Origin of the sequence: Candidatus Liberimonas magnetica, from assembly GCA_020523885.1 — a bacterium.
Lineage (GTDB): Bacteria > Elusimicrobiota > Endomicrobiia > Endomicrobiales > JAFGIL01 > Liberimonas > Liberimonas magnetica.
Window position 1 is genome coordinate 17,768 of record JAJAPY010000005.1, and the last position, 14,100, is coordinate 31,867.

General features: G+C 35.2%; 9 protein-coding genes and 1 pseudogene. 2 read left to right on the plus strand and 8 right to left on the minus strand.

Annotated elements, in window-relative coordinates:
* Window positions 1–253 precede the first annotated feature (253 nt).
* Both LHV68_05045 and LHV68_05050 read left to right on the plus strand, forming a co-directional pair.
* Window positions 254–1,420, plus strand: a complete 1,167-nt coding sequence (locus LHV68_05045; protein ID MCB4791236.1) for an ATP-binding protein — start codon at window positions 254–256, stop codon at window positions 1,418–1,420.
* A gap of 100 nt (window positions 1,421–1,520) precedes the next feature.
* Window positions 1,521–1,781 carry a hypothetical protein gene (locus LHV68_05050; protein ID MCB4791237.1) on the plus strand — a complete coding sequence of 87 codons (261 nt, stop codon included), beginning with the start codon at window positions 1,521–1,523 and terminating at the stop codon, window positions 1,779–1,781.
* Between the two features lie 783 nt (window positions 1,782–2,564).
* Here the strand turns inward: LHV68_05050 and LHV68_05055 are convergent.
* From LHV68_05055 to LHV68_05090, 8 genes and pseudogenes are all read right to left on the minus strand, one after another.
* Window positions 2,565–5,480: a hypothetical protein gene (locus tag LHV68_05055; GenBank protein MCB4791238.1), complete on the minus strand. Its 2,916-nt coding sequence runs from the start codon at window positions 5,478–5,480 to the stop codon at window positions 2,565–2,567.
* A gap of 23 nt (window positions 5,481–5,503) precedes the next feature.
* The gene (locus tag LHV68_05060; GenBank protein ID MCB4791239.1) at window positions 5,504–5,731 is read right to left on the minus strand and encodes a DUF5659 domain-containing protein; all 228 of its coding nucleotides are present in this window, start codon (window positions 5,729–5,731) and stop codon (window positions 5,504–5,506) included.
* 929 nt (window positions 5,732–6,660) lie between these two features.
* Window positions 6,661–8,022, minus strand: coding sequence for a hypothetical protein (locus tag LHV68_05065; GenBank protein MCB4791240.1), 1,362 nt, complete (start codon window positions 8,020–8,022; stop codon window positions 6,661–6,663).
* A 763-nt stretch (window positions 8,023–8,785) separates the two neighbouring features.
* Window positions 8,786–8,998, minus strand: a pseudogene (locus tag LHV68_05070) (DnaJ domain-containing protein).
* A gap of 29 nt (window positions 8,999–9,027) precedes the next feature.
* A complete protein-coding gene (locus tag LHV68_05075; GenBank protein ID MCB4791241.1) occupies window positions 9,028–9,696 on the minus strand; it encodes a hypothetical protein in 669 nt (222 codons plus the stop codon).
* Between the two features lie 72 nt (window positions 9,697–9,768).
* A complete protein-coding gene (locus LHV68_05080; GenBank protein MCB4791242.1) occupies window positions 9,769–9,969 on the minus strand; it encodes a hypothetical protein in 201 nt (66 codons plus the stop codon).
* 62 nt (window positions 9,970–10,031) lie between these two features.
* A complete protein-coding gene (locus tag LHV68_05085) occupies window positions 10,032–10,958 on the minus strand; it encodes a hypothetical protein (protein ID MCB4791243.1) in 927 nt (308 codons plus the stop codon).
* 3 nt (window positions 10,959–10,961) lie between these two features.
* Complete coding sequence (locus tag LHV68_05090; protein ID MCB4791244.1) at window positions 10,962–14,099, minus strand: S8 family serine peptidase; 3,138 nt, start codon at window positions 14,097–14,099, stop codon at window positions 10,962–10,964.
* Between the last annotated feature and the right edge of the window lies 1 nt (window position 14,100).

Consider the following 14,100-nt stretch of genomic DNA (forward strand, 5'->3'; position numbering starts at 1 on the left):
ATCGTCGGAACGTTTCGGACTGTTTCGGGTCATTTCGGGCTGTTTTTGGCTATTACCCGTCAAACAGCTGTCAAACTTATTGAATCTGTTTTTTGAAAGCAATATTCTATATGCAACCATACTTGCATATAGAATATTGTGAAATGGAGTTGGAAGATATAATTGGATAGTGCGATGTTCGCCAGTTCTCTCCAATAGCCTCCCGGTTTGCAAATACCTTGCAAAATAGAAATACAATTGCTACAATGCATACATGATTAAAAGATTATTTTCCCAAAAACTAAATCATTACCTGAAGCTATTTCCTATTGTTTCTGTTATCGGGCCGAGGCAAGCCGGCAAAACGACTTTTATAAAAAAGGAGCTGTTTTCATGGAAATACTTTGATCTGGAAAAACCTTCCGATTTTCGAAGAATTGAATCCGATATGGAGTATTTTTTCAATGAGTATGGCAATCAGTGCATAATTGACGAAGCTCAAAACATGCCTGTATTATTTCCTTTTCTACGCAGTTTTGTAGACACAAACCGCAAAAAGAAGGGGCGTATAGTTCTTTTGGGTTCAATAAACCCACTGCTAATGAAAAACATATCCGAATCGCTTTCTGGAAGAATTGGATTTGTGGAGATACCTACTTTCTTATTTTCTGAAATAAGCAAAAAGCTGAAACTAAATTTAGAGAGTTTCTGGCTTAAAGGCGGATACCCCGAGCCCATTAAATGGAAAACAGAAGACCATATTATATGGCTGGAAAGTTATATCAAAACATTTACGGAAAGGGACGTATTCCGGTATAACCAGATAGACATAACGGCGCAAAAGCAAATTCAGCTTTTGACAATGATCGCCCATACTCACGGCAAGTTATGGAATGCATCCCAGATTTCGTCCGCTTTCGGCACGAGCTACCATACCATTAATAATTATATTGATATACTTAATAAATATTTTATTGTCCGCAGATTGATGCCATATTTTGCGAATGTCGGCAAAAGGCTCATGAAGCACCCCAAAATATATTTTCGGGATGCAGGCATACTGCATTATCTTCTTGGCATAGATTCATTGGAAATGCTACGGACTTCCCCTTACCGTGGTTTCAGTTTTGAGGGCCTTATAATAGAAAACATAATACAGAATCTCGATGCAGTGCCCAATGCCCGTAATGAATATTATTTTTACCGCACTGCCCAGGGAGACGAGATTGACCTTTTAGTAAAAACCGGCAGCAAGCTTACCGCCTTTGAGATTAAAACATCATCTTCCGTGGGTATCAGCGATTTGTCAGGGTTTCAACGCTGTATGCAGCACCTCAAGATTGAAAAGGGCATAGTAATTTACATGGGCAAAGAGGACTTCTCTTTAACATCAAACATAGAAGTCAAATCTGCGTGGAAATATTTGATAAATCCTGCATAATCAAATATGCAAACTCCCTCTACGAAGAGAAAAGTAAATTTAAGCAGACGATTGAAATATATGATACTTTATATATGTTATTTTATTGTGAGCCAAGACATTGAAAAACCCCAAAGAAACCACATGCCTTGATTGTTTATATTGTAAACAATATCAAAATAAAGTAAATATTTATTGTTATTTTCGTGGGATAGAAAAAGAACCCCTAAAAACATGTGGCGAGCTTAAAATATGGGACAAAGATGAACTTGGGATTTCAGATGCAGAGATTGATAAAATGATTGCAGATAGAAAAACACAAAAAAGATGTATACAAATGATTTGCTTGAAAATAGGGTTAGGATTGATACCTATAATCTGAGCAATATTTGCTATCGCAAATTATTTAAGACAGAAATGAACATCGCCTCTTTGCGGCGATTACTGGAATATGATATAATCTTTAAAAGCAGTCAATAAACCGTCAAACATTTAGAATTTACCAAAATATAATATAAAATAGTAGAGCATAAATCATATTGTAATATCAATAAGAATATATAAGCTGCCGCCATCGTCTAGTGGTCCAGGACATCGCCCTCTCAAGGCATATATTATATTAAAATCCTGTTTTGAACTTGTGAACGAAAATCTATAAATTGCCCTCCACCTCTCTCTTCCTTATGACGATAATTAATAAAATAACCTAAAATATTAATTGCTATCCAATGCTTCCTATTTCCTTTTGTTTCCTGATGCAACAGGACAACTTTTGGACAACATTTGATTTTTACTTTTGTGCCGCAATGTTTATGTGGCCAACAGAATCCCAAAGTACCAGCTATGCTCCCCTTTACGCAGATTACTCTTCTACCTATTGTATTCGGGCCCTTATGGACCTCAGACCACCTAAAAACCCTGTTAAATGGTTATCTTTATGATATACTTCGAACCTCTTCACCCGCCTTGCGGCGGGATAGAACACTACTAATCATCGGAATAGTGTACTTGAGTGTGTTTTTAGTGAGTAATCTCAATGCGTTTTTAAAGGTGACCGTCTTCTATATAATAAAGACTTATAGGGCTTGGTCACCTTTGGCGGGCTATACATACTCAAATACCGTATTCTGATGATTCTATTGCCCGTTTTTGGGTGCGGCACCGCTTAAGCAACAGCGGCATCCGATACCGCACCGTTACCTAGTGATATCCCATGGTTCTCAGCTATAAGCCTGTTCTGTTCCATATAATCTATAACTAGCCGGTTTTTTAGTAGGTTTATCAAGATTTGTCGCTTTGTTACTCCAAGCTGATCCAATATCTCGGCTTTGCTGATAGACCCCTTTCCTGAGCCAACGAAAGCCCTCAAGATAGACAATAACGATGGAATCCGTTTGTCCAGGGTGTTAGCGTACTCAACCTTTATCCCGGGTAACACTGCCTTCATCAGCCTGACAACCTCTGCATCCCTTGAGAATACATATATGTTAAAACGTTCCTTTGTATGATTCCTTATCCCGATCCGGCAGACCTCTTGGTAGAAGTTCTGGATGAAGTCCATAATTCTTACTGACTCTACATCATTATCTTTAAACCGAACTGTCTTATCTTTAAGAGCTACAGCGAAATCATTAATATCAGGATTGATACCCATAGACAGTGCCGAATAGTACCCGCTTGGTTTCCTGAAGTTCCCGTAAAGTATTATTGACTTGCAATCACGCATCTCGTTTGATCCGCGTGTCTTTCCATAATGCTTGATAATGTATTTATCCTTCAGGCCCTTACTGTTTAAATATTCTCTAATTTTTTCTTCATTCTTTTTTATCTTCAAAGTAACAAGATAGGTTTTGTCTTCCCCGGCCTGGATCAGTTCTGCTATATTCGGAAGAGTCTCATAAAGGGTCTTTTCTTCTTCAAGTGCTGTCCTGCTTAGATTCCTACTGTCGCATACAACCGCCGTTACGTTCTCATAAGAAGGCCGCCAGGACATCTTTAGGTACTTACTCTTTATTAACCGGTATCTGGGATCTATTAACGCGGAACCGTCTAAAATAGTAGTCCTAAACGGCAAATCCTCAAGCTCTAAGTGCTTGCCTACGAATACTCTGTTGCCGTTACTGTCTATCATGCCGCCGTGAGATATCAGCGACTCTATTTTCTCAAGGATGCCATACATATCCGGGAGCTTCTTAATAAACCGTTTTTTAAAATGTTCCGTAACCTTATACCCACTGCATACGGGGGGAAGAAATCCTTTATTCTTATCTTCATATATTTTCTTGATAATATTTTTTAATTTATCTATTTTATTGAAACGCAGATTTTGCTTGATACATGCATCTCTGAAGGTAACAATTTCAGGAACGGTGAGCTCTTTTATCAGCATTAGGTGAGGAGCCTCGTCAATTATTAAATCCGCACGTGAATACTTCCTGCCTGCATCATCGTGAAAAGCACACAACCCTGATGATATTCCAAACCGTGCCAAGCGTTCAGTGGTTATACCTATAATCCTGTGACTTTGTGCCTGTCTATAGTTTTGTTTAACATGGCACATAGCCGCTTTACATGTATGGCAAAGTTCACAGCTATACTCCTTATATCCCTGCCGTTTTGAACAACCTTCACATTTATGTTCGTTTTGGCATTGTGAAAAGCATTTTGCGATACATCTGTCTTCATCATAACCCAGAACGGCGTAGGCATCTTCTCTGCCGATAAGTCTGTTTATCTCGTCAACATCACGCGTAACATCATCAGCATATTCGCCAACGAATATACATCCAAAATACTTGTCTCTCTTCGCTTTTTCAGCGATATATTTACGCTTTAAAAATGATTTATAGGTTCCTGGATCCATAGCAACAGTAACGATATCCTTATTAGGACGCACTAAAGTTTTAAGTATGTCCCCGCCGTTTTCTACTAGGCCTTCTGTCGTTGAGGCATCCAGACCAGGCTGTGCTTGAATTGTATGTCTTAAATCCATTACAAGGCTATCTACGATATCGCAATCTATGCCTATAGGTTCTTCAGGGATATATGTTTCATATCCAAGTAATGCCGGATCACCCTGCATCAATGCGGTAACTACTCCAGAAGGTACTATATCGCTGTAGTCATTGTTTTTGCCGCGATCTAAGGATCCGCCCATACGATAAATAAGTTCATCAATAGATATTGTTAAATTATCTTCAGTAAAACAATGAAACAACCCTTTCTTAAGATTAATACCAGCACTGGTAGTAGTGTCTTCTCCGCTTTTATGGCTTGGTAACGGACAGCACAGCCTATACCAGCCATCTTTACTGGGCTTACTAGAAAACTTTATCCCAAGAGATGCCAGATAAGCAGGATCTATCTTCAATCCCTGATTTGACAGGGTAGGATCAATCGGAATATCAGGTTCTTTATGTGGGTTTATCTTGCCGCCGATTACAGTATATTCCTTGAAATCTGAATACTCGTAATACGTTCGCTTGTTTTGATTCAGTATTCTTACTTCTTTCTCAGGGCACTCTTTTTTTCTACAGAAAGTCCCTGGTATACGTAAAATTTGGGCTATTTGACAAGCACTGGTGTCGCTATCCAGGGAAATACTAATACCCATTAAGGTATTCTCAAAATCTTCCTTAATATCTTTCACAGAGAGAAATTCATTAAAAACCCAGTACAGATGAAACCCATGTCCTGAGTCTATGATATACGTCGGTCTTAGTGGAAACTTCAATATCGCACGGAGAGCGTCTTTTCTTGTAGCATAGTTATTGGGTTTTGTATGTCCTTTCTTGCCGTAGTCAAGGTCACACCAAAGCGTTTTTAAATAATAAACAGATTCCTTCCCGCCAAAATCATTAAGATGTCTTGGGGCAACTCCGAAATAGAGATTGCTTTTATTATCTGTTCTCCTTAAGCTCTCTATCCTGAAGCTTTCGATATCCCTGAAGTATCGTTGCAGTATTGGACCATTCAAAAATATTTCCCTTAACTCAACGTACTCGCCGTTTAGCAACCCTGGAGCGTGAACATCTTCATAAAACTTATGCCGTAATTTTTCTTCTTCATTTATCAGCTTCATCTTTTTTTCCTCCTCATTTAAATTTAAATTCTGAATAACATGCTTTTTATACTCCTTATAGATTCAGCAAAACTGTGTGCCTTCACTTTCAAATCATTTGAATAGTACTTTTTTAGAGTAGCTTCGCATTCGAGCTTATCCCCAAATTCAAAACTTATCCTTCCGTTTGTCCTCTCAGTATTCACCAGCTTGTAGCCTAAAGCGTATAGCAAGCTTGACTCATATAAGTCATTAGTTCTATAGACATCCATCACAGGCCTCCTTGTTACTTAAGATATACCCTACAGAATCGATTCCTACGTTAAAAAGCAGGCCTATATAAGGCCAACCGGCGAGTTATCTGTTCTGGCTAGTGGTTTCCTATGGCAAAACAAAGAACAGTCATCACAAAGGCAGTTTTTGACCTCTTTTCTTTCAGAGCCTGAACAATTAAGGCACCGGGCACGTATTGCCTGAATTGGTGTAAGGTCGGTAGTCCCACTTTGGGGTCTCCTACCTGATCTATAGTGCCACAAAGGACAAGCAGTATCTAAACATTCCTTAACTCCTGCCGAGCTGCCTTTATGGCACCATAAACAATAAAGCCTGATCGCACGTAAAGGCGTCAACTTCCTTTCTTGGAGTTTGATGCTAAATGCTGGTACTACTGATAAGCTTAAAGCGGGTACTTCAGATGGGGTTACTGCTGGCTGGTAATAAATATCCATATCGATCCTCCGTTCATCTTTATTTTAATCTTTAGGAGCATTTTATTGCCCCATATTGAATTATATACAGAAATATTATATTTTTTAACGTTTTGAACTGGTTATTTTAAAAATAGTTTGAAATTTATTTTAGGGTCAAAAGTACATAATTGCCCTACATAATTATTTTATACAAATATCCTTGCAGAATATTCATTTATTTTTAGCTTTTATTTTGAGGCCTTATTTTAGGGCAAAACCACATACTTGCCCATATTAGATTATATACAAAGATTTCAGAAAAATAGTTCATCAGCAGGCTATTTTAGAAATAAAAAAAAGGCCTAACCATGCTTACGCACGATTAAGCCGATCAGAGGGGATTATTCGAATGAAGATAAAATGATGTGTAAATACTAAAATTGACAATCAGGGCCTACCGGCCCCTTAACGCTTCAACAAAGACAAAGTATACTAACACCTATTTAATAAATTTACTCAGATAACAGCAATGACAAAAACAACCACTTATCTATACTTATATAATCTTGACTGAACATATTCTTTCTAAATACATACACTAATTTATCCTTCATTCCAATAGTCAGGCCTTGTATTTTATGATCCTTAAACATAAAAATATAGTACAAGTTCATAACATCTTCATACGAGCTTTTATCAGGGTTTTCTACAATACTTTTTGCTACATTAATAGTAATTGAATTTATTTTATTTTGACCGTACTCAACATTAAATCGCTTCATTATTTTTGCGTACTCAACAATTTTATAAGAACTTACATTGTCATGTTCCTTATTATATTCCTCTAATAAATCATCAAATATTTTATACCCTTCAGGATTATCCTCACCATCCCTTTTTGTTAACATTAATAACTCACAATAACTTAAAGGTGATGCTGAATTATTTATATTTATGTACGGATTATAATCAATATCGATTCTTTTACTAATATATATTATATTTTCCTTTACTACTGGTACTACTGTTTTATCTTCCATCTTTAACAATGTTAATGCGGCTACATATTTCAAATCTTTTAACTTATCTATTGAATCAGAGGGGTAAGAGCGATAAAACAAATTACTTAATTCCTTCTTTTTTAGACGATTATCTACCATTTTAAATTGTTCATGGATCGATTCTGATTCTTGATATATTCTTTCAATAATTTTTTGACATTTCTGATCCTTTATATAACCTGCAAGATAAACATAGTAAGCACATTTAAAAGAAGCTTCGTTAATATGATTTATCAAACTTTCTTCAAAAGCGTAAAAGTTCCGATTGTTAGACATATCCGTAGTCAGCAATTCCTTTGTGTTTGCCTGGACTATTTGATAATAGTGTTGATAATCATGCAATATTGTTTCGGCTAAAATATCTCTTCCTTTTTTATCGTCACTTATTAGTAAATACTTTAGCATTTTCCAATTACCGTCTTTTTTATAATTGTTAAGAAACCAAGAAGTAATTTCGGGTATCTTAAATTTTGAGATTTCTTCCATCAGAAGAGTATCGTCTTCACGATAAGCATTTTTTACATAATTTATATAAATATCCTTTGCGACTATTCCTTTAGTGCGTATTAAATATAAAATATATTCTCTGCCTTTATCGTTTTTTAGAACACCCTCACATATTGTTTTAAGAACTTCTTTATCATCTTTTCCTTTACGCATGCTAAGTAATATTGTATATTCATTGACGGCTTCCTGATATTTTCCATTACTTACTAAGCTCAATATTCTTTCCTTCTGCTTATTCTGAGCACATCCTGTTAAAAGAAATATAATTGACAAGAAACATACGCATAATTGTTTGTTTTTTGACATAAATTCTCCTATTTTAGGAACATTTTATTCTATCTATATAAAATCCAGCGATTTTCAGTAGCAACCAGCTAAAAAGTCGCGGGAGATAAAAAAGACAATGAAACTTCTGATCAATAATAATTTATTTTAATTCTAATATTTTCAACATCTCTTCACCATATTCATTTTTAACAGCAGATTTTCCCCAGAATCTGCCAAGAGCATACCCTATTGGGACTGTAACTATTAAACCTAATCCTGCTGTAAATATGCCAGATAATACACCCAAAACAATTGCAATCCAAAAACATATTGAATAACTTTCTTTTGCCCTTTTTACCTGTTCAAATGAATAATTACTTTTACCAATTTCCCATGCTTTGTTTTCTTGGCTATTTTTATTATTAGCAATCACTAATGCTTCAAGATACTCTGTTTTTTCGCCATCAATTTTAATTGCTCTATTTATCATATCTATGGCTTTTGAAAAGAATCCGGTTGCAATTAAAGCTATTCCATAGTTATAGTAAACAACCGCCTCAATAACACTTTTTGAAAGTGCTTCTTCAAAAATCGGAATAGCTTCAACATACTCGTTTGCTTTTACATATATAATCCCTCTAGCCGCACTCACATATGGATTGTTGGGATTCATTTTTTCAGCAATATCTAATTCTTCATGTGCCTCATCAAACATCTGCTGTAAACAATACTGCAAAGCTGTTTCTATATGCTTACGACATTCTTCTTCAATATTATTGTTATCATAAGTGGAAGGATTCGGATTATATGCTTTACGCTTATCATCATCTATTAAAACATCATAGGCTTCTTGTATTTCTTTGTATTTTTCAGCAGCAAGATAAGCTAATTCATTATTAGGATGTCGATCAGGATGGTATTTTAAAGCAAGTAGTTGCCACGCTTTCTTTATTTCTTCAGGGGAAGCATTTCGTGGTATTCCCAGTATTGAATAATAATCTTTTGTTTCTGACATTAATCATCCTTTTGAACTATAGGGATATCTTAGTTCGTTTTAATTATTACACTACTAATCATTTTAACCATCATATTAATAATTATTTTAAATATCCTATTAATGACAATATACTTGTTAGATATTTTTGCAATGCTCGGACCATATACGTTATAATATTTTATCAACACTTTCCCTATTTGATTCTTAATGAGTATATTATTTCTGAATTCCCTTAATATTTCAATTTTATATAGTTCCTTACTGTCTGAGTATACAGTTGAAGCAATATAACAACCTGAGACATTTTCGGCCTTTTTTACACCAGACAAACCAATTTCACCTTGATCACATGACTTTATTTTATTATAGCATGATTCACAAAAATACCACCCTTCTGTTACTTCTCCTAAATTATACATTTGACTACTAAACTTTTTCATGTTTCCCCATGTTTCTGGATGCAGCTTATTAAGACGCAGTTTATCTACAAGCTTCCTCATCTCTGGGATAGTCACATGTTCATTATGCAATTTTACAGCTTCCTGTTGTTCAGTAAACCCTGCATCTGTGCGAATAGCAACATAATGCTTCTTTGGGGCATAAAACAACAAATCTCTTTCATGTTCATAACAAAAAGCTTTTTTGCACTCGGGACAGTAGCTATCGGCTGGTGAACTACACGTAGAACAATTTCCCATAATTAATTTACCTCCCATAAATATGACAACCAATATATTTTATTAATATTTATTGCCTTCTCGAATAATTCAATATCTTTTTCTAACATATTAGTCTCCTTTATTTTGACTTTTTATAATTAACGTGTATAAGCCTACAATAGCTAAAAAGGGAATTTGAATAAATAAAACACATATTAATAAAAATGATGCTGTAGTTTCTCCAAATACGATAAAGGATGTTATTAGTACAATTATATCTGCAATAACAAACCACTTAAGCAACAAGGTAAATAATCCATCAACTTCCATTATGTTTCTCCTTTATTATCATATAGACACCTCAATCCTTGTCTATATTCTGTTTTTTAAAATTATAAATCTTCCCTAGCGTCTATAACATTTCCAAATTTATAATAAAATGATATTTTTTGCGTATTTCCAAGCCACTGTGAAGGTGTAAAGGAGTAACTAATCTCATAATTATTCAGGCATATTCCCACACCGAAAGAAGTATTTAATTCATTGTCATAAAGCTTTTTATTAAAAAAGAAAGAAATTGGCCACTTACCTGCTTCGACAGTGATTTCAGGTGTCATCTTTTGTTCGTTGAATAAGTAAGAGGAGTTCGCATTCCCTGTCAAATATATTTCCCCAATCGGTTGCCAGTAATTTAAGCCCAAGTTGATGGCAGAAGGAAGATTCTCTGATTTATCAATGAATTTTGATGTCACACCTATATTCTGACACGCTATTGTTAAGCTCATGGATGAATCATTTTTAACAGTAAATCCTGCATCAAATGCAATAGCATAGGCGGATGCTGTTTCTGCAATATTTGAATTTATGTATTTAATGTTAAGACCGCAGGAAGAATATTCACTTAATGGTCTGGCAAGTGTAAAACCTATAAAACTGTCTTTTTGAGCGGACACATTCCTGCTTACTATTGTATTGTTTTCTATCCAGCTAAGCTCTGCGGTTCCATAATCAAAACTAAAATAACTTATAGCAAACGGCAAAGTTTTAGAACTGTTTGCATATATGAACCCACCGCTATTTTGTTCACTTCCTTCAGCTTTTGTCGCTGTGAAGTCTAAAGAATTGTTTTTTAGAAATGATAACTGAGCAGGATTGTAAAGTATCCCTGTGAGACTGCTTTGGAATATATGATTTGTGCAAATTGAACTTGGCCGTGCAGACTCAATATTTGATAATATTTGCCAACCGTCCGATGCATTGACAATACCAATAACCAGGAAAGTAAAAGATAAATAAAGGATGATTGAATGTTTTTTCATAAATTATCTTAAAACTACCATTTTTTTTCTTTGGTCAACACCTGGTCCTTGAACGCATACAATATATACCCCACTTGCAATATCCTTAGGTATCCATTCAAAATACCCATTATTTACATCACTTTTTGTTTCTTCAAAAAGTAAATTCCCTGAAACTGAAAATATTTTACATGTGAACTTACCTCTAAGATTACTGTTAAAATATATCTGAGCCTTATCTCCTTTGTCAGGATTTATTACCCCTTTGCTTCTTGCTGGCCCAACAACACTTACATTTCCAGATTGAGGTAATGTTAAAGCAGAAACAAAAGGTCCAGCTAGCAAACTACTGGCAGAACCTGTAGCAGAGGTACCGAAAACATCATAACATTCAATGAAATAATTATAGGTACATCCTTTTGACAAAGTTATGTATTCTTTATAAATAACACCTCTCTTGTAATCTGTTAAATCTGATTCTTCTTTTCTTAAAACAAAAGGGCTCCCTTGTATTTCTGAGCTATCTTGAAGTATATGAAGTTTCGGATAATTTACCAAAGGCTCATCTGCTACCGCGTTTCTGTATTTTATACGAAAAACAAAATTTGTTGTTTCAAAACCATCTTTGGGGTATACAGCACTTTTTTTGTAGTTTAAGTCATCTGCCCAGAGTAAAGTTGATTTTCCTATTTGTCTAACAAAACATTGAGATGATAGATTGCCGGCATAATATGAGTATGTACAAGACGAGGGAAGAAAGGAATAATTAATTGATGTAGGAGTTATGACATATGATTTATCAAGCATAACATCTTCAAATAAGTAGCTACCTCCACTATCCGTTGTTGTTGTTTTAAATTTATACCCAGATAAATTTACACTGATCCCGGGCACACCGTTTCCTTTTTTATCTAATACAAATCCCTGTATATCAGCAGAATTTGAGTAAGAAGGCCCTGTACCTGAAACGGAAGTCACAGAATCCCCATAATAATCATAAGCTTGTATTTTATAGGAAATAGACCTGTAGTCTCCGATATGTGAAATAGTTGTTGTCGCACAATAAATAGCCCCTGTAGCATAGCTACCTGATGAATACATCATTTCTATTGGTGTATTACCTAAGACAGTTAATTTGGGATACCCGGCTGCCGCCGGTTTGTTAAGGGGATCTATATATTTAACTTTAAAAGTAAATATTGTTTTGTTATTTCCTTTATTAGGATAAACATAATCCGAAACATAGTTATTTACACCAGCAAAAGTTAATGTTGGCAAACTTCTGTTAACCATTAGAGATCTAATGGCTCTGTACGCATTAATTCTGCCGTTAGATACAACTTTGTTTGTAAGCGATGCTTTTTGATCACATTTGGCAATAATAATACTTTTTATTACAGAAGGTGCTAATGACGGGTTTGTTGATAACATGAAAGCAGCAAGACCGGCAACATAAGGTGCTGCCATTGATGTACCATTTAAATAATCATAAGAATGGCTTCCCAGTGATATTGGTTCTTTTGTTATACTAAAATCGTCAATATACACGCCGTCTTCATTTGTTCCGGCGTCAGAAGTTAGAGCAAAACCAAAATAATAGCCAGAAATGAAATTTGTAATATTTATTGACCTATTAATAAACGCCCCATTGCTGGTGCCTGTCATGGATGAAGAAATAAGCCTATACCAGATTTTTTTGTTTTGAGATAGAACTAGATATGAGTAATCATAAGTTTTCTCCAAAGAATATTTAATTTTATAATTTGCTTTATACCTATTGTAGTTCTGGTATGTGAATGTTGAGTTGTAATAGATGTAGGATGATGAATTCTCGTAATAATTTCTGCCAGGGCTATCTTCAAGACAGTTTGGCGATGATGTGTATGAAGAACTTGATGCTTTCCAGTCAGAAGAGGTATTGCTTATCCAACCTGTAGGTCTTTGACCTACAGTAGTAGAATCAAAGTTTTGACTGTAAACAGCAAAAGGCGAGCCATAACTAAATGCAGGTATAGTGCTATAAATATTTACACCCGGAGCTGCTACATCAACTGAATTTATTCCATAATTTGAAAAACTTGCAAGATTGTCGTTCTGGTCTGCTGCTGCGACTGATATGATATTTGGTAAGTTATAACTACTTGGATATGTAGGAGTATCATCATTACTATCTCCAAGTATATCCGAACCACCATTACCCGCTGCTGCAATAAATAGAACATTGTTATTATTAGCATATAAAATGGCATTGTATACAAGCGTATCGTATTCACTGCCGCCGAAACTTGCATTGATGACTTTTGCTCCGTTTGCAACAGCATATCTAACACCTTTATAAATATCTAATGACCTAAATTCTCCTAACACATTCCCAGCTCGTACCGGCATAATCTTTATTTTTGATGAAAACCCAGTTACACCAATTCCATTATTATTAATAGCTCCTATAATACCTGCAACATGAGAGCCGTGTTCATTATAATCTCTAGTTTCATTGTTATTTTCAACAAAATTCCATCCATTTATATCATCAATATACCCATTATCATCATTATCAGTGCCGTCACCTGCTATTTCTTTTGAGTTTGTCCATATACCATCTTCCAGATCAGGGTGATTAATGTCAACACCTGTGTCAAGAACAGCAACAATAATAGTATTAGTACCTGTAGCCGCATCCCAAGCTTCAGGCATATCAATATCTGCACCAGGCGTTCCAGTAATATTGTTTACAGTTTGTCCGGTATTCTTAAGACCCCAAAGTTTTGGGAAATCCGTATCATTTGGCATTGAACATAAATGGTAAATATAATTTGGCTGTACGTAATCAACGGATGGGTCGTCTTGTAGTTCAGAAACCGCAGTTTCAACAGATTTGTCAGCTTTTAACTTCATCAGGCAGGCTTCTTGTTTTTTATTATTGGTTACTATGAAAGATTCAGTCACGACTGCATTTTTACTTAGTGCAAGAGGGACTTTTTGATTTGAGACAACACCGGATTTAAAAACAACTATTACTTCCCCCCGCACATATTTTAGATCTTCTGAAGATTGAGGAGACTGATTTGAATTATTTAAAGAATCTAGTGGTTTTGCGTAAACGGAAAGTGAGCTGGTTAAGAATGAAATACCTACAAATAAGAAGATGCATGTTTTTTTCATA

Bases quoted from the DNA above. Each gene is read 5' to 3' on its own strand.
- LHV68_05055 (MCB4791238.1), bottom strand. From the start codon at position 5,480: ATGAAGCTGATAAATGAAGAAGAAAAATTACGGCATAAGTTTTATGAA.
- LHV68_05060 (MCB4791239.1), bottom strand. From the start codon at position 5,731: ATGGATGTCTATAGAACTAATGACTTATATGAGTCAAGCTTGCTATAC.
- LHV68_05090 (MCB4791244.1), bottom strand. From the start codon at position 14,099: ATGAAAAAAACATGCATCTTCTTATTTGTAGGTATTTCATTCTTAACC.
- LHV68_05080 (MCB4791242.1), bottom strand. From the start codon at position 9,969: ATGGAAGTTGATGGATTATTTACCTTGTTGCTTAAGTGGTTTGTTATT.
- LHV68_05085 (MCB4791243.1), bottom strand. From the start codon at position 10,958: ATGAAAAAACATTCAATCATCCTTTATTTATCTTTTACTTTCCTGGTT.
- LHV68_05065 (MCB4791240.1), bottom strand. From the start codon at position 8,022: ATGTCAAAAAACAAACAATTATGCGTATGTTTCTTGTCAATTATATTT.
- LHV68_05045 (MCB4791236.1), top strand. From the start codon at position 254: ATGATTAAAAGATTATTTTCCCAAAAACTAAATCATTACCTGAAGCTA.
- LHV68_05075 (MCB4791241.1), bottom strand. From the start codon at position 9,696: ATGGGAGGTAAATTAATTATGGGAAATTGTTCTACGTGTAGTTCACCA.